The sequence below is a fragment of the Egbenema bharatensis FJBBOT/2019 genome (assembly GCF_048077055.1).
GTDB lineage: Bacteria > Cyanobacteriota > Cyanobacteriia > Elainellales > Elainellaceae > Egbenema > Egbenema bharatensis.
Genome location: NZ_CP182236.1, coordinates 7,048,100 through 7,064,100, shown reverse-complemented (window position 1 = coordinate 7,064,100; position 16,001 = coordinate 7,048,100). Strand labels below are relative to the sequence as shown.

At 49.4% G+C, this 16,001-nt stretch carries 14 protein-coding genes and 1 pseudogene; 8 read left to right on the top strand and 7 right to left on the bottom strand.

Annotated elements, in window-relative coordinates; genetic code table 11:
* Nucleotides 1-86: 86 nt before the first annotated feature.
* The 5 genes from ACM1PF_RS32870 to ACM1PF_RS32850 all read right to left on the bottom strand — a co-directional run bounded on the left by ACM1PF_RS32870 (nt 87) and on the right by ACM1PF_RS32850 (nt 6,001).
* Nucleotides 87-2,594 (bottom strand): cation:proton antiporter domain-containing protein, encoded by a 2,508-nt coding sequence (locus tag ACM1PF_RS32870; protein ID WP_416670636.1) that lies wholly within the window; start codon nt 2,592-2,594, stop codon nt 87-89.
* Between the two features lie 195 nt (nt 2,595-2,789).
* Entirely contained in the window at nt 2,790-3,608 is an 819-nt protein-coding gene (locus ACM1PF_RS32865) for a DUF6585 family protein (protein WP_416670635.1), read from the bottom strand.
* Between the two features lie 68 nt (nt 3,609-3,676).
* Nucleotides 3,677-4,102 (bottom strand): hypothetical protein, encoded by a 426-nt coding sequence (locus tag ACM1PF_RS32860; protein WP_416670633.1) that lies wholly within the window; start codon nt 4,100-4,102, stop codon nt 3,677-3,679.
* Nucleotides 4,103-4,387: 285 nt separating this feature from the next.
* Complete coding sequence (locus ACM1PF_RS32855) at nt 4,388-4,966, bottom strand: flavodoxin family protein (protein ID WP_416670632.1); 579 nt, start codon at nt 4,964-4,966, stop codon at nt 4,388-4,390.
* Between the two features lie 96 nt (nt 4,967-5,062).
* Complete coding sequence (locus tag ACM1PF_RS32850; protein WP_416670631.1) at nt 5,063-6,001, bottom strand: helix-turn-helix transcriptional regulator; 939 nt, start codon at nt 5,999-6,001, stop codon at nt 5,063-5,065.
* Between the two features lie 187 nt (nt 6,002-6,188).
* Between ACM1PF_RS32850 and ACM1PF_RS32845 the strand changes: the two genes are divergently transcribed.
* Both ACM1PF_RS32845 and ACM1PF_RS32840 read left to right on the top strand, forming a co-directional pair.
* A complete protein-coding gene (locus tag ACM1PF_RS32845; protein ID WP_416676911.1) occupies nt 6,189-7,061 on the top strand; it encodes a M23 family metallopeptidase in 873 nt (290 codons plus the stop codon).
* A 230-nt stretch (nt 7,062-7,291) separates the two neighbouring features.
* The gene (locus ACM1PF_RS32840; RefSeq protein ID WP_416670630.1) at nt 7,292-7,831 is read left to right on the top strand and encodes a late competence development ComFB family protein; all 540 of its coding nucleotides are present in this window, start codon (nt 7,292-7,294) and stop codon (nt 7,829-7,831) included.
* A gap of 307 nt (nt 7,832-8,138) precedes the next feature.
* Here the strand turns inward: ACM1PF_RS32840 and psbM are convergent, their stop codons facing one another.
* Together psbM and ACM1PF_RS32830 are read right to left on the bottom strand one after the other, a co-directional pair.
* Nucleotides 8,139-8,252, bottom strand: coding sequence for a photosystem II reaction center protein PsbM (psbM, locus tag ACM1PF_RS32835; protein ID WP_416670628.1), 114 nt, complete (start codon nt 8,250-8,252; stop codon nt 8,139-8,141).
* Nucleotides 8,253-8,346: 94 nt separating this feature from the next.
* On the bottom strand, nt 8,347-8,637 hold the full coding sequence (locus ACM1PF_RS32830) for a 2Fe-2S iron-sulfur cluster-binding protein (protein WP_416676909.1): 291 nt from the start codon (nt 8,635-8,637) through the stop codon (nt 8,347-8,349).
* A 360-nt stretch (nt 8,638-8,997) separates the two neighbouring features.
* On the opposite strand from ACM1PF_RS32830, the pseudogene psbB reads away from it, so the two are divergent.
* The 6 genes and pseudogenes from psbB to metK all read left to right on the top strand — a co-directional run bounded on the left by psbB (nt 8,998) and on the right by metK (nt 15,567).
* Nucleotides 8,998-10,529: pseudogene (gene psbB, locus ACM1PF_RS32825) on the top strand (photosystem II chlorophyll-binding protein CP47).
* A 155-nt stretch (nt 10,530-10,684) separates the two neighbouring features.
* Nucleotides 10,685-10,783 carry a photosystem II reaction center protein T gene (locus ACM1PF_RS32820; RefSeq protein WP_416670627.1) on the top strand — a complete coding sequence of 33 codons (99 nt, stop codon included), beginning with the start codon at nt 10,685-10,687 and terminating at the stop codon, nt 10,781-10,783.
* Between the two features lie 297 nt (nt 10,784-11,080).
* Nucleotides 11,081-11,635, top strand: coding sequence for a transcriptional regulator NrdR (gene nrdR / locus ACM1PF_RS32815; RefSeq protein WP_416670626.1), 555 nt, complete (start codon nt 11,081-11,083; stop codon nt 11,633-11,635).
* A gap of 475 nt (nt 11,636-12,110) precedes the next feature.
* Nucleotides 12,111-13,097 carry a 30S ribosomal protein S1 gene (locus ACM1PF_RS32810; RefSeq protein ID WP_416676908.1) on the top strand — a complete coding sequence of 329 codons (987 nt, stop codon included), beginning with the start codon at nt 12,111-12,113 and terminating at the stop codon, nt 13,095-13,097.
* A gap of 155 nt (nt 13,098-13,252) precedes the next feature.
* Entirely contained in the window at nt 13,253-13,993 is a 741-nt protein-coding gene (locus ACM1PF_RS32805; RefSeq protein ID WP_416670625.1) for an HAD family hydrolase, read from the top strand.
* A gap of 311 nt (nt 13,994-14,304) precedes the next feature.
* Entirely contained in the window at nt 14,305-15,567 is a 1,263-nt protein-coding gene (gene metK / locus ACM1PF_RS32800) for a methionine adenosyltransferase (RefSeq protein WP_416670624.1), read from the top strand.
* Nucleotides 15,568-16,001: the final 434 nt, after the last annotated feature.

Sequence of the window (16,001 nt, the reverse complement as noted above, 5' to 3'; positions counted from 1 at the left end):
TGTGGGGTGGGCATCTTGCCCGCCCAGTCAACCAAAATGATTAAAGGTTATTTGATCCACAATCCTGAATTTGGTGGCTCAGTCTGTCAATGCTGGGATGAATTCCCGTTGCCGTTGGTCAATCCATGACCGTTAGCGAGTCCGTGATGTATACCGATCGCAGTCCTGGTGTTTGCTTCTCCACTGGTTTCAACTCCACTAGCCTCAATTCCATGCTCCTCTCTGGTATCCCGATTCACTGATATTTTCGCCTCAGATAAATCCGATCCCAGTTCTGGAACCCCTGATCCAACGGTTGAAACGACTGATGCGATCCCTGACATTTCTGGACGCACTTCTGGACGCACTTCTGGCGCAATCCATTGGCTGGCCTGGTTCAGGGCATGAAAATTACCGCACAGCAACAGCCGATCGCCTGCCTGGAGGTCACTATTGCCATCCGGGAATCGGATGAACTTACCTTCCCGGCGGATGGCTTGAATCAGGACTCCAAACTGACGGCGAATATGTAACTCGGCCAGGGTTTTACCGCTGACCGGGCTATGTTCGGGCACCAGCAGCCATTGACAGGAGGCATTTTCCGTAGGAACCGCTGCCTCACCCTTCGCTAATTCCTTGAAGGCTGAAAGCTCATCGGGTTCCCCCACAATCAGCAGTCGATCGCCTGCTTCCAGGAATCTCTGCGAGTCGGGATAGTCAATTTCTTCCCCTGCCGATCGTTTGATCGCCATCAAGCTAACCCCCGTGAGGCGACGCAGATCCGTTTCTTCCAGGGTCATGCCAACTAAGGGCGATCCATCCGGCAGGTTGAACCACTTGCTGTTCATATCCTGAGCCGCAGCCGCCAGTTCCCGTGACACCTGAGCCGGTAAGCGTTCGGGCCGGAGATCTTGATAGCGAGAATTGCGAATTTGCTGGACTTCTCGGTGAATGATGGGCAGAGGAACCCCCAAACCCGCCAACAAATGGGTCGATAACTCCAGGCTCGCTTCAAACTCTGGCTGTACAACCTCCCGCGCCCCCAACTGATACAGCAGCTCAATATCCCGATCCTGCATCGCCCGCACCACGGTATCCAGATCAGGAGCCAGTTCCAGGGCCCGCTTCAGGCAAAGTCGGGTACTCATTGGGTCTGGCAGGGCAATGGCCAACCCTTTAGCTTCAGGAACACCCGCTGCTTCCATGACGTGTAAACTGGCAGCATTGCCATAAACATAAGGAATGCCTGACTCGCGGAGTTGTTGAATGGTCTGCTCAGACTGATCGATGACCACTAAGGGTTGTCCATGTGCCTGGAGTAACTGCACAATATTTCGCCCAACCCGACCATAGCCGCAAACCACAAAATGATTTTTAGACGGCAAATTCTCTGCCATTTCCTGGGGTAAGTCTGATCCTTCCAGGACACTCTTTAACCAGGGAACTGTATCGGCCCAGGTGAAAAACTGAGGAATAAAGCGGAGAACAAAGGGCGTGACCACCAGCGTCACAGCGGTGGTACCCAAAATCAGCAAGTAGACCCGCCGGGAAACCAGCCCCAAAACCTGCCCCTTACTCGCCAACACAAAGGAAAATTCCCCAATCTGCGCCAACCCCAATCCCACAATCAGCGAGGTTTTCAGGGGGTAGCCAAACAGTCGCACTAAGGGGGTAATTAATAAAAACTTACCAATAAAGACGATCGCCACTAATCCTAAAATCAGCTCTAAATTATTCCAGATGAAGCCTGGATCGATCAGCATTCCGATCGCTGCAAAAAATAAACTGGCAAAAATATCCCGAATTGGCTCTACATAGGTCAGGGTTTGATCTGCGTATTCCACCTCGGAGATCATTAAACCCGCGATGAACGCCCCCATTTCAATCGACAATCCCAAATGCTCGGTCAGGAGGGCAATTCCCAGACATAGAGCCACCACACCTAACAAAAATAGCTCTCGGCTTTCCGTTCGGGCTAATGATCGCAGCAAATGGGGAATCACCCAAATCCCCACAACGATCGCCCCGACAGCCAATAATGCCGTTTTCAGTAGGGCTAACCCGATCGCAATCCCAATTTCCTCTGAGGGACGATCCAGCGCCGGTAACACCGCCAGCATTAACCCCAGGGCCAGATCCTGCACAATCAAAATACCGAGCATCACCCGACCGTGGGAAGTTTCAGTTTCGTTGCGCTCCATCAAGCACTTCAGTACCACTGCCGTAGAGGAGAGGGACAGAATCGCTCCCAAAAATACCCCCTGTGCCGGAGATAGAACCCAACCAACGGCGATCGAAACCAGGGCCGTAATTAAAATGGTTGAGAGAATTTGAAGTGACCCACCCCCCAAGCTAATCCGCTGCACTTTCTTCAGTTCAGCAAAGGAAAACTCCACCCCCAGGGCAAACAGCAAAAAGGCAGCCCCTAACTGCGCCAGGGTTTCCACCTGCACCAGTTCCTTCACCAACCCCAACCCCGTAGGGCCAACGATCGCCCCACCCAGCAGGTAGCCCAACAAAACAGGCTGCTTCAGCAGAGCGGCCAGAAATCCTCCCCCAGCGGCTGCGGCCAGGACAATCACCAAATCAACGATTAACCGAAAGTCTTCTTGCACAGCGATTCTTAATGAAGAGTGGAAAAAATGAGAAAAAATTTAAACTCTCGTAATCTTTAGCATATCGAGTTTTTGAGTTCTGGGGGGAAATTGGGGGGATGGGGGGATGAGGGATGGGGGATGGGTAATTAGGTAATAGGTAATGGGTGATGGGTAATGGGTGATGGGAATATGCGATCGTTCTGCTGAACCTAACTAAAGGGCTGAATGACTGTCAATAGGCGGTAATTCAGTAGGGACGGGATAATCGGGTAGGTGATCTTTTAACAGATCGGTTGGAACCTGACCTTTTTGAGCAACGTTTGCCAGCGTTAGAAACAAAGCAAGGTTAGGAAAGCGATTTCGCAAAAAGTAGTCCCACAGGCGGGATTGATCTTTTTTCCAGATGCAGAGCCGGGAAAAGTAAGATGTGCGCTGGCCTTTGCGGAGTTGCACAGTTTGAATACCGATCTGTTCAACCTCTGACCAGGACAAGAAACGACGACCCCTGTGAATTCCCTGGTGGCTGAGTTGCACCTTCTGAAATTTGATGAGTTCACCCTGGCGGAGTTGGGCGATCGCTCGTGGGAGTTGTGCTTCTAACACCTTCTGCTGCAAGACATCACCAATGGTGCGAATCCCGTCAACTGTATGGAAGACTTGCCAGGTTTTTCCCTGCTGCGTTTTGATGCTGTATTCTTCCCGATAACTTGCCCGAAGCTGCTCGATCGCAAACTGTAATGTGTCCACATCGCTGTACCGAATTACAGTGGGTTGGCGGTGACGATGATCAATTAATCCGTGTTCAAATAGGTAAATGACCTGCTTGGAAGTTGTCAGCCGACGAATTTGCCGAATTAGCAGGTAGAGAGAGATAAAGAGTGGAATGCCAAGAAACATAACAGAGCCAATGAGAACGAACGGAAAGAACAAAATCACTAAAATTAATAGGTTTCGGTTAGATCGTTTATGCCAGGAATGGGTGCTAACTAACTGACCTAAATGATGTTGTTGAGCGATCGCTTCAATGTCCATATCAATGCTCCAAAATGCGAGGTTTAACTAACGAAATACACGAATATTTCAACAATTAAATTCAACAATTAATAAGGTTGTTGTGTTGCATTGCAAGCAAAATTGAGTAAGCCCGATCGCCAATCGGTTGCCAGTCGCCAATCCAATTGAGAAGGGTAATAACGAATGCGAGTGGGACTCAGAAACTCTCCGATAAACTGCGGTGTGATATGAGTGGTTTCACAATTTCCAAAAAACTGTACATATTGCCCATCGGGGCTGGCAGCTTCAAAAGTAACCAGATCGCCTCTGCGGATAATGGGATAGGTGTTAATGTACCAGGGTTCTAATGCCACAGAATTTCTCACTTCAGGATGACTTAAAGCATCGGAAACCTCTTCCCAATTAAAGAAAGCTTCTCTTTCCAACCAAATTTCCTCTGCCAGTAAATGCCCTCCCATGAGAGCAGTCGATAGAATAGCTCCAGTAATGCTAACAGCATTAAAAAACCGCATAGTTCAAGCCTCACTTTACGAAAAATGTAGAAAGATTTTTAGATTGCAAGTAGTTGAATTTGAGCTGAATCAACAATTTTGTTAACCCATACCAACCATAGAGCGCAACTTTGTGTTTGTCTTTGCAGGAAAGTATGGATCTGAAGTATGGAGGAGCTGTGGGAAAAAGTATGGTGGCCCAATCAAGATGACAATTTATATCAGTCCCCTTATATCAGTCCCCAAAATTAGAACGAAAATCTTGTAGGGGCGTTTTGCAAAACGCCCTTTCTTGGAGAATGGATATTAGCGGTTGTGCCATCGATGGGCAGCAGTGGCAATCCGATGACCGTAATGGTGAGCAGTAAGCCGATCGCCTGAGTCAAGGCTGGCTTCCTGAGTAAAGTCCGGTGTGGTTTGACCGATCGCCCCCAGAGAAGATCCCAAGCGGTTTACCCCGTTTGACTGCATCGGCAGTTCGCCCGAACTGACCCAGATCATGCCATGCTGGGCTGCGTTGATCGCCAGGTAAAGTAACGTACTCTGGTTATCGCCCGCGGGGGAACCAGAGTGAGTGAAACCACCCGCCAACTTATCTTTCCAACCTTGCTGGAGCCAAACCTGGCTGGCTCCGTCTAAAAATGCCTTAAATTCACCAGCCACACCTCCCATGTAAGTGGGGGAACCAAAAATGATTGCGTCTGCTTCATTGAGGGTCATCAGAATGGTGTCGTCGTGCCATCGACCTTCAATAATTTGTTCGCCCGTGATTCGGATCAGTTTGGCGATCGTGTTGGTTAATTGCTTTGCGCCTGCTGCAATGGATTGAGCCATGAGGTGGGTATGACCAAACCCGGAGAAATAAACAATTGCGATCGTGTGCATATCTTGCTCAACTGGATGTCTGGAGTAGAACAACACTCATCAAACCGGATTCAACCCAGTTGTTTCTTGCAGAAAATTTTGATTTTTGGCAAATTCTTACTGTTCTTGCAAAAATCTTTTGGGTGTTACGCCAAAGGTTCGTTTGAAGTGAAGATTGAGGTGGCTCTGGTGGGCAAAACCCAGGCTATGAGCAATTTCGGCGATCGACAATTCCCTTGTCAGCAGCAGTTGTCTAGCCTGGGCGACCCTGGTTTGAATCACGTATTGATGGGGAGCTAGTCCGGTTGCTTGTTTAAACTGGCTGGCAAAATAGCTGGGGCTTAGATGCACAAGGGCTGCCAGTTCAGCCAGGCTTAAATCTTGGCTCAGATGATGATGAATGTAGTCCACCACCTGCTGAAGGTTTCGGGCAGACAAACCTCTGGAATATTTTTCTGAGAGTGCCGGAGGTCTACCCGTTTGTTGGGAATAGTGTCGCAGGAGATGCATGAAGAGTGTCGTCATCAGCGAATCAATATAAAGTTGCCCACCGGATCTCTCTGACTCAAATTCATTTTTCAGCGCAAGACCAATGTGGTGAATCAGTGGATCAGGAGCGATCGAGTGAGGCAGAAGTTCAATCCTGTGGGATGCAACCAACTCAGGCGATCGCCGAGCAAAGCCATCGGGGTTAAGACTCAGTGTGATGTAGCGGTGGGGTTGATTCCAGCAAGCACTCTGCCTGACCATCGCAGGAATCAGGCTCACATCTCCTGGTTGGGGCTGAGTAACGGCTCGGTGTCCTTCTGTAATTTCCTCTAACTGCGTATTTTCTGGAACTTCGGTGTAGATGATGACAAGATGTTGTTTCGCACAACTTTCAGGAATGGCAAATGGCGGCTCATAGTAGTCACCAAATTGCCAATCTTCTCCCACTACCCGATGGCTGTATAGATGGGAACCCTGCGGAAAAATTTGCAAAATATCGGGGTCATGGGTGTAGTCAATGACCACCGGAGAACCTGCTGAATCCCTGTTCACCTCGTTGGACATCATGATGCTCTCCCTGGAAAATTTGGCTTTTCAGCCCATCAGTGTTACTCTAGCTGACCAAGTTGATCCTTCAAGTTGATCCTTATTGATGACCTGGTTCATGGCATGGTGACTGCTCATGGTTAAACTACACCCGTTTCGATCGTCCAATCGCTCTCCATTTTTCCAGCTGGCTCAGATCAGGAAAGGAATGCGTCGTCGCTTAGGAATTTCTTCAATATTGCTCAGTGTTTGTCTGGCCATTGCAACCCTACTGACCGTTTTAAGTACTCCGGCTCACGCCTTTCAGGTACAAGTCCAGCCGACCAACCCCCAATTGGGCGATACGATCACCGTTCTGATTCAAACAGATGGAACCACCGGAGACAGTCCCTCTGTCACCCTGAACCAAACCACTTATCCCGCCTTTTCCCTCAGTCCAAACCGCTATCGGGCCCTGGTTCCCACTACGCCACTCGATCGGGCCGGAGGGATTAATCTTCAGGTGAATGCAGGCAGCCATTCAGAAACCGTTGCCCTCCAACTGCGCGATCGCTCTTTTCCGACTCAAAGCTTATGGATTAGCGGAGTAGGCAGTTTAGGAACAGACTATGAGTTCGATCGGGTGGATGAATTTAAGCAAATTGTCACTCCTGAACGGCATTGGAACGGAGCCTTTCTACGGCCCAGTCCTGGAGAAATTACTACCGTCTATGGCGTTCGACGCTACTACAACGGTGAGTTTGCCGAAGACTATTTCCATCGGGGCGTAGACTATGCCGCACCCACCGGGGATCCGATCGTAGCTCCCGCTGCAGGTCGGGTGGCATTGGTGGGACGAGTGGAGAATGGCTTCGAGCTACATGGCAATACGATCGGCATTGATCATGGTCAGGGAGTCACCAGCATCTTTCTGCATCTCAGCCGCATTGATGTCCAGGAAGGAGATTTTGTGCAGGCCGGGCAGCGCATTGGAGCCGTAGGAGCCACAGGCGGCGTGACGGGGGCCCATTTACATTGGGGGCTATACGTTCACGGACAGTGTGTTGATCCGGTTCCCTGGCGATATGGAGCGATCGAGTGATTTTTGCCCGATCGTGGGAATACTAGAGACAAGATATAGCAGGTGCCTGCTGAACCTGAATCCATCTGACGCTGAACGGCAGGCTTTGAGAACCTTCCAACTTAGTCCTCAGTCCTCAGTCCTCAGTCCTCAGTCCTCAGTCCTCAGCCCTCAGCACTTTGCTAGTAATCCTAATTTCTCAACTCCCATCTCACTATGGGAGGTACAAGACCCGGATATAGAGATGCCTTATGAGTATTGAGAGAATTGTTGAACAAGCTCTTCAGGATGGTTACTTAACGCCAGCAATGGAAGCTGAGGTGGGGCGGATCTGCGATACCGCTTCCGAACTGTCGATCGAAGAATACATGGCACTCGATCGCTTAATGGGAGCCTTACTCACTGGCGAAGTCGTCGCAGTGCCCCGAAAGCAGTTCATTAACGTCATGGAAGAACTGGTGCTGACAGAGTCGATCGCCCGCGCGGCTGAAATTGAAGCAACGAGCGATTGCACCCTGGACTTGGGGGATATTGCTGCCTATGCTCTGAATCGCCTGCCTCCCCTCTATGCCACTACGGAGGAAGGAGCAGAGTATCAGCGGAACAAAGCAAAAGAGGAACTCCAGGCATTGATTGCCCAAAAGGTGAACGAAGCGATCGGACGGAACCTGGATCAACCCGACTTCTTCCCCGAACGACAGGCGATCGGCAAAAACACCGGAGATGAATTACTCAGTCAAATGAGTTCATTGCTCCAGTCCTATGCTCCCAAGTATGAAGCAGCCATATAGTAACTCAGTCACTCCATAACTTAGATTCCCTGAAGCAGGGTTGCCTTCTGATGAACTGATCTAATTGATTTACCCATCTAATTAGTTCGCCCATCCGAAACCCTAGCCTACAGGGAATCAGCTTATTCAGCTTTTCATCCAAATTCTCATTTCACCAACTCAAGACCGATTAGATATCCAATCAACTTGAAATTGTTTGAAACAATTTTGAAATAATGAAGAGTGCTAGCGCGAGGCTATGCACTCAATTTCACATTGGGAATTTTAAGCCCGTGAATTTTAAGCTTGAACGTCCTGAACGGGTGAGCTAGTTACTGCCCCCTTCCCGGCTTGCAGTCTGAATATAAAGAATTAGCAGGAATACGGCAGGAACAAGAACAAACAAAATTGTTGCAACAAAACCCAGATTGTTAACTTCCATTAGCTACCTCTTCAACACAGGCACAGAAACGAGTCACAGGATCAAGAATACACCCCAATCTACACAGTTCATGCGATCGCTGCCCAAAAAGCACCTATCCAGGCTTTGTCACAACGCTGACTGGCCCATGCACTAAGGTTTGACAGGCCAGACGATAGTTGTCAGGCTTTTTCTTCAGTTTGCGGTTTTCGGCATCGGTTCGAGGAGAAAGATTGTCCATCCCTTCGGTTACCTCGACGATACAGGTGCCGCATTGCCCATAACCGCCACAGTTCATCATTTTGCCGACCAGCGTATACAGGTCGATCTGATTTTCCAATGCTTTGAGCCGCAGGTTTGCTCCATCAGCGGCAAACACTTCTTTACCTTCTTTAACAAACTTAATACAAGGGAAGGCAGTGGGCTGAGGAGTCGCCTCCTGTTCGGTTTCCTGGTTTTCTGGCTTTGTGTCCATCTGAGATTCTTGCTGAGAGCCTGTCTGAGTCATCTTGCAAACAATTCTTGCACTGGTTACACTTCTTTATACACTTTCATTTTTACAAGCTTATTGTCAAACTGTCTAAACTATACTTTGCTCTTTCCTCATAATTCTGATTCCTCGTGCGATCGGAATCTGGGGTAAGAACGACAGGAGACGATAGCTACTGCTCGGTGTCTCTAATCTGGTAGGCTTACCAGTATCAGACACTTTTAGAAAAGGCTGAAGGAAGCGTTGAAATATATCGAAATAGGAGGAGCGTAGTCGATGGGACTACCCTGGTATCGAGTACACACAGTAGTTCTGAATGACCCAGGACGGCTGATCGCTGTACACCTGATGCATACTGCCCTTGTAGCAGGTTGGGCCGGCTCAATGGCACTGTACGAGCTAGCCATTTACGACCCCAGTGACCCCGTTTTAAACCCCATGTGGCGGCAGGGTATGTTCGTTCTGCCCTTCATGGCACGTTTAGGCGTAACGGGTTCTTGGGGTGGTTGGAGCGTCACGGGTGAAACTGGCGTTGACCCCGGATTCTGGTCGTTTGAGGGTGTTGCAGCCGCTCATATTATCCTGTCTGGTTTACTATTTCTGGCAGCTTGCTGGCACTGGGTTTACTGGGATCTGGAACTCTTTAGAGATCCTCGGACTGGCGAACCTGCCCTAGATTTGCCCAAGATGTTCGGAATCCATTTATTTTTGTCTGGTTTGCTCTGCTTCGGTTTTGGTGCATTCCACCTGACAGGTCTATTTGGCCCTGGAATGTGGGTGTCCGATCCCTATGGGTTGACCGGGAGTGTTCAACCCGTTGCTCCTGCCTGGGTCCGGAAGGATTTGATCCGTATAATCCGGGCGGTATTGTAGCTCACCATATTGCGGCAGGTATCGTCGGAATTATTGCGGGTCTTTTCCATCTCACTGTTCGTCCACCGGAACGGCTCTATCGGGCCCTGCGGATGGGGAACATTGAAACAGTTCTTTCCAGCAGTATCGCGGCGGTGTTCTTTGCTGCCTTCGTCGTAGCCGGAACCATGTGGTACGGTAGTGCTGCAACGCCGATCGAGTTGTTTGGGCCAACCCGCTACCAGTGGGATAGTAGCTACTTCCAGCAGGAAATTGAACGTCGAGTTCAGTCTCAGGTTGCTGATGGGGCCAGCTACGCCGAAGCATGGTCTAACATTCCTGAGAAACTGGCCTTCTACGACTACATTGGCAATAACCCTGCCAAAGGTGGTTTGTTCCGCGTCGGTCCGATGGTTAGCGGCGATGGCATTGCCACGGAATGGTTGGGTCATCCTGTCTTCAAGGATGCTGAGGGACGCGAGCTATTCGTTCGTCGGATGCCTAACTTCTTTGAAACCTTCCCCGTCGTTCTTACCGACAAAGATGGCATTGTTCGGGCTGACATTCCTTTCCGTCGGGCTGAATCGAAGTACAGCTTTGAGCAAGTTGGCGTGACTGCCTCCTTCTTTGGTGGAGCATTGGATGGTCAAACCTTTACCGACCCTGCCGTGGTGAAGCGGTACGCTCGTAAGGCTCAGTTGGGTGAACCCTTTGAATTTGACCAGGAAACGCTGGAGTCAGATGGGGTATTCCGCACTAGCCCTCGGGGTTGGTTCACTTACGGTCATGCGGTGTTCGCGCTGCTCTTCTTCTTTGGACATATCTGGCATGGTTCTCGAACCCTGTTCCGTGATGTGTTTGCCGGGATTGACCCCGATCTGTCAGAGGAGCAGGTGGAATGGGGCTTCTATCAGAAAGTGGGTGACCGATCCACTCGGCGATCTGAAGCAATCTAGCATCCTGGCTTTGTACCCTATCTAAAGCTCTAACCCGGATTTGGATAGGTTGCTCGGTGGCGGCATAGGGTCTGGCAGCAGTAAAACCCTGTTAGACCAGTGCCTCCCTTTATCAGTAAACTTAAGGAGTGCCAGATTAGGAGGAATCTCGATTCATGGAAAGCGTTGCTTACATTCTGGTTTTAACATTGGCGATCGGCGTATTGTTTTTTGCGATCGCTTTCCGGGAACCCCCCCGGATCAAGAAAGACTGATCAAAGCAAGACCGATCAAATGAGATCATAATCAAGCCTGGGTTAGCCTATTGTTTCTGGTTTCAGCTTTTTGTCGAACCAGTTCTTTAGACACCCAGGTTTTCGCATTTGTAATTTTGCATTTGTAATTGCAGTATGATGACATTAGGTTTCCTTTATGCGTAAGATTTGTTTCGCCTGAATTGGGATTTCACAGTTCTTTTGTTCTCCTGTGACTCAGTTTTATCTTTGTCAGGGATTTCGCCATCAGGTAAGCCAATTTGCAGCGGACAGTAATTCACCCGGAGGGCGTTTGCTATGCGATGTCCATTCTGCCAATTTCCCGATAACCGGGTTTTGGAGTCACGATCGGCTGAGTCTGGTCAAAGTGTTAGGCGGCGACGCGAATGCCTCCGATGTAGTCGTCGATTTACAACCTACGAGCGGATCGAGTTTGTACCGATTACCGTGATTAAACGCGATGGCGATCGAGAATCATTTGATCGTTCTAAACTGTTGAAGGGATTGAATATTGCCTGTGAAAAAACCGGGATTTCCCAAACGCAGCTAGAAAATATTGCGGAAGAAATTGAAGCCGAACTGCAACAGCAGGCTGTGCGGGAAGTATTTAGCACTGAAATTGGCGAACTGGTTCTGAAGCATCTACAGTCCTTGAATGAAGTCGCCTACATCCGCTTTGCCTCGGTTCATAAGCAATTCAAAGGCATCAAAGATTTTGTCGAAATCCTCAATCATCTCCAGGAGTCTGCTCTCGGTTCTTCTAATGAAGGGAGGACAGAACCTCCTACCGATCGAGTAACCAGCCAGGTGAGTGGCGATCGAGAAGCGATTCCTTCCATGTCCAATCATTAGGGGATGGCAAGCCCAGTGATCTGCCCAGCAGATAAAGCTAGTAGACCTCGGCAGCAATACGCCCACCTTTCGTAGTGCAGGCTTCCAGCCTGCGCGGGCAAGATGCCCGCGCTACGGTTGCTCAATTCACGCTCGCTTCTACTAGATGCCCTACTCCCAGTATCTTAGTTTTTCTCCCATTTCCCCCATTCCCTACTGCCCAAGCTCACAGCGGCAGCCTCTTCCCGATTCCCCACTTCTCATAATTAATTTGAGCAATCTTGCAACTTCCCTAGAGGAGATTGGCTCAAAAACCGAATTGAGCTATGATAGTTCTCTTAGGGTCTAGTACTATCTGAGATTTATATCTCTTACAATGGAACTTGTTAAGCATCTGGTCATGCACTAGTTAGCGGTGCTAATTGGTTTGTCCAGGGCTAACGCGCTGCAACCAGACCACTACTACTATGGAGATAACCACCAGGAAACACATCGCATGGTCAATCAGGAAATAAAAGACATTGGCTTTACCCACGAAGATTTCGCTGCTCTCCTTGATCAGTACGACTACCACTTTAGTCCCGGAGATATCGTGGCCGGGACAGTTTTCAGTATTGAACCAAGGGGTGCTCTGATTGACATTGGCGCTAAAACGGCGGCGTACATTCCCATTCAGGAAATGTCAATCAACCGGATTGATAGCCCTGAAGAGGTTTTGCAGTCCAATGAAACCCGTGAATTCTTCATCCTGACGGATGAGAATGAAGATGGGCAGCTTACCCTCTCGATCCGGCGCATTGAATATATGCGGGCTTGGGAACGAGTGCGTCAGCTTCAAGCTGAGGATGCTACGGTTCGCTCGAATGTGTTTGCGACCAACCGAGGTGGTGCCTTAGTTCGCATTGAAGGGTTAAGAGGATTTATTCCGGGTTCCCACATTAGCACTCGCAAACCGAAGGAAGACTTAGTGGGCGAAGAACTGCCGTTGAAGTTTTTGGAGGTCGATGAAGATCGCAATCGACTGGTCTTGAGTCATCGTCGGGCTCTGGTTGAGCGGAAGATGAACCGCTTAGAGGTGGGCGAGGTTGTGATTGGAACCGTGCGCGGACTGAAGCCCTACGGTGCATTTATTGATATCGGTGGTGTCAGTGGTCTGCTCCACATTTCGGAAATTTCCCACGATCATATCGATACGCCCCACAGTGTTTTCAATGTTAATGATGAAGTGAAGGTGATGATCATCGATCTGGATGCAGAACGAGGTCGGATCTCGCTATCAACTAAACAGTTGGAACCGGAACCGGGTGATATGGTCAAAAATCCGCAGGTTGTCTATGACAAGGCGGAAGAGATGGCGGAGAAGTACCGGGAGAAAATGCTGCAACAGCTTCAGGGCGAAGATATTTCGGCAACTGAGGAGGTTGAAGTTGGAGTCGCTGCAACAGATGATGATGGTGCAGATATCTCGGCAGAAGACGAGTAGCCTGATTTGTGCGATCGCCTGATGGGATTGAACCGCTTGCAGAGGCGGTAAGGTAGAAAGGAGGGGCTGCCCTCCTTTTTGCTGTAAGCTGAGGGTCTCCGGTTGGTAGGGTTGTCTGCAAATGGGCTAAGTTGTGAGTAGCGAGGAGTTTTCCCTTGGCAACAGTTTGCTGCGGAAATCAGAAATTTCATGAAATTTGGGCGATCGTCTTTGATAAAGATGGCACCCTGGCAAATTCTGAGGCTTTTCTTCGGAATTTAGCCCAACGTCGATCGCGCTTGATTGATGCTCAGATTCCAGGGGTGCAGGAGCCGTTATTAATGGCGTTTGGGGTCGAGCAGGATCAACTCCATCCCGCTGGGCTGATGGCCGTCGGGACACGCCTGGACAATGAAATTGCCGCCGCCGCCTATATTGCTGAAACGGGTCGAGGCTGGGTAGAGTCCCTGGAAATTGCGCGATCGGCCTTCGCTGAAGCGGATCAGTATGTCCCTCGCAAAGCGGAAGAAACCCCTCCCCTGGAAGGAGTGGTTGACCTGTTGCAGCATGTGTCTGAACTGGGTCTTAAAGTGGGAATTTTGTCCTCCGATAGCACCAGCAATGTGCAAGACTTTGCCCAGCACTATGGTCTGGAGTCATGGATTCACTGCTCTCTGGGAAGCGAAGCATACACGAGTAAGGCAGATCCAATCCTCCTCGAACAGCTCTTTGCCTCCCTCGGAGCAACTCCTGAGACGACACTGATGGTGGGAGATTCGCAATTAGATGTTCAGCTTGCCCATCAAGCGGGCATGGCGGGCTGTGTTGCAGTGACGGGTGGCTGGACTCAATCGGTTAAAGTCTCCGATGCCGATGCGATCGTCCGTCATTTATCTGAGATTCAAGTGTTAGACTGACTGCCATTTATTTATTCTGAAAACGAAATTTTTGCCCCTTGAATATTCATTGGTGTTTCAAGATTCATGCCAGGATGATTGAATCATTCATTCACTGTCAGGGTAAAAAGTGCGCCGGGGAGAGGGTGATTTGAACTAAACCAATGGCTAGCCAAACTGTTAATTGATCCGGCGAGACTTAGACTGTAAAAACCGAGTAAAGACTTGCTTTAATCGATCGAATTTCACCGATCGAGAGCAAAAATATGCTAATCTCCATTCTTAACCCCAATATTTTTTAATGCCCATCTAGTATAGAGAGGTCAATATCCTTGTCTCGTCGTTACCTCTTCACTTCTGAGTCCGTTACGGAAGGCCATCCTGACAAAATTTGCGATCAGATCTCAGATACGATTCTGGACGCACTGCTCACTCAAGATCCATCTAGTCGTGTTGCGGCGGAAGTCGTAGTGAACACGGGTCTAGTTCTGATTACAGGTGAAATTTCCTCCAAAGCCCAGGTGAACTATGTTGATCTGGCACGGAACAAAATTGCAGACATTGGTTACACCGATTCTGATAATGGTTTCTCTGCCACCAGTTGTACAGTCCTGCTTGCCCTGGATCAACAGTCTCCTGATATTGCTCAGGGGGTTGATTCAGCCTACGAAAGACGTGAGCAATCCAGTGATGAAGCACTAGATAAGATTGGGGCAGGCGATCAGGGATTGATGTTTGGATTTGCCTGCGATGAAACGCCGGAATTGATGCCACTTCCCATCAGCCTGTCCCATCGGATTTCTCGTCAGTTGTCCGTTGTCCGTAAAACAGCCCAATTGCCCTATCTGCGTCCTGACGGTAAGACTCAGGTTACCGTGATCTACGAAGATGGTAAGCCCGTTGGGATTGACACCATCCTGGTTTCCACTCAGCATACTGCCACGATCGGCGATATTACGGATCCTCAAGCTGTCCAGGACAAAATCAAGGCGGATCTGTGGGAGCACGTGGTTCTTCCCATCTTCTCCGATATTTCGGTGAAACCAGACGATCGCACGCGGTTCTTGGTGAATCCTACCGGGAAGTTTGTCATCGGGGGGCCTCAGGGTGATTCTGGCTTAACCGGACGGAAAATCATTGTCGATACCTACGGCGGCTATTCTCGGCATGGGGGTGGAGCCTTCTCCGGAAAGGATCCCACAAAGGTCGATCGCAGTGCAGCCTATGCTTCTCGCTATGTCGCTAAGAATATTGTGGCGGCTGGTCTTGCAGAAAAGTGTGAGATCCAACTCAGCTATGCGATCGGGGTAGCCCATCCCGTCAGCATTATGATTGACACCTTTGGTACAGGTAAGGTAGATGACGATCGGCTGTTGGAACTGGTCAAACAAAACTTTGAACTGCGTCCAGCGGGAATCATCCAAACCTTCAACTTGTGTCGGTTACCGTCTGAACGGGAAGGACGTTTCTATCAAGATGTAGCAGCCTACGGTCATTTTGGTCGTACGGATCTAGAGCTACCCTGGGAACAGACTGACAAAGCGGATTTACTCCGTGATGCAGCAAAACCTGCCCTTTCGGCCGCAACAGTTTAGCAATCAGTAGGGTGGGCACTGCCCACCTTCCAGCACCCACTGACCCGGAGCAAACTCTGATATTCGATCCCGATCGAGTCCTGAGGATCATGAATTCAGGGATCTGCACTTAAATGGCATCCCAATTTTTGAAAAAATCGGCTGTAAGAGCGCACTGCTGTGCGGGAGCATCCCATTGATGCAAATGGATCGATTTCCGTAGCGCAGACATCTTGCCTGCCAGTGAACTATCCATCATGCAAATGCAAAAGTGGGATACACCCTGCTGTGCTCCCCCTTAGCGGGTGACAATAACGCTTTTTATCCTTGTAGATTCTGATTCCAGATCGGTTCACAAATTTCTTTTTCAGTTCGATCGCAAAGCTCAAAGTCTGAATCTTCAAAGTCTGAATCTTCAAAGTCTGAATCTTCAAAGGCTTATACTTGCACTGGGC

What these genes read in the sequence shown, in the direction of transcription:
- ACM1PF_RS32865 (WP_416670635.1), bottom strand. Translation starts at nt 3,608, where the DNA reads ATGGACATTGAAGCGATCGCTCAACAACATCATTTAGGTCAGTTAGTT.
- ACM1PF_RS32860 (WP_416670633.1), bottom strand. Translation starts at nt 4,102, where the DNA reads ATGCGGTTTTTTAATGCTGTTAGCATTACTGGAGCTATTCTATCGACT.
- ACM1PF_RS32855 (WP_416670632.1), bottom strand. Translation starts at nt 4,966, where the DNA reads ATGCACACGATCGCAATTGTTTATTTCTCCGGGTTTGGTCATACCCAC.
- ACM1PF_RS32850 (WP_416670631.1), bottom strand. Translation starts at nt 6,001, where the DNA reads ATGATGTCCAACGAGGTGAACAGGGATTCAGCAGGTTCTCCGGTGGTC.
- ACM1PF_RS32845 (WP_416676911.1), top strand. Translation starts at nt 6,189, where the DNA reads ATGCGTCGTCGCTTAGGAATTTCTTCAATATTGCTCAGTGTTTGTCTG.
- ACM1PF_RS32840 (WP_416670630.1), top strand. Translation starts at nt 7,292, where the DNA reads ATGAGTATTGAGAGAATTGTTGAACAAGCTCTTCAGGATGGTTACTTA.
- psbM (WP_416670628.1), bottom strand. Translation starts at nt 8,252, where the DNA reads ATGGAAGTTAACAATCTGGGTTTTGTTGCAACAATTTTGTTTGTTCTT.
- ACM1PF_RS32820 (WP_416670627.1), top strand. Translation starts at nt 10,685, where the DNA reads ATGGAAAGCGTTGCTTACATTCTGGTTTTAACATTGGCGATCGGCGTA.
- nrdR (WP_416670626.1), top strand. Translation starts at nt 11,081, where the DNA reads ATGCGATGTCCATTCTGCCAATTTCCCGATAACCGGGTTTTGGAGTCA.
- ACM1PF_RS32810 (WP_416676908.1), top strand. Translation starts at nt 12,111, where the DNA reads ATGGTCAATCAGGAAATAAAAGACATTGGCTTTACCCACGAAGATTTC.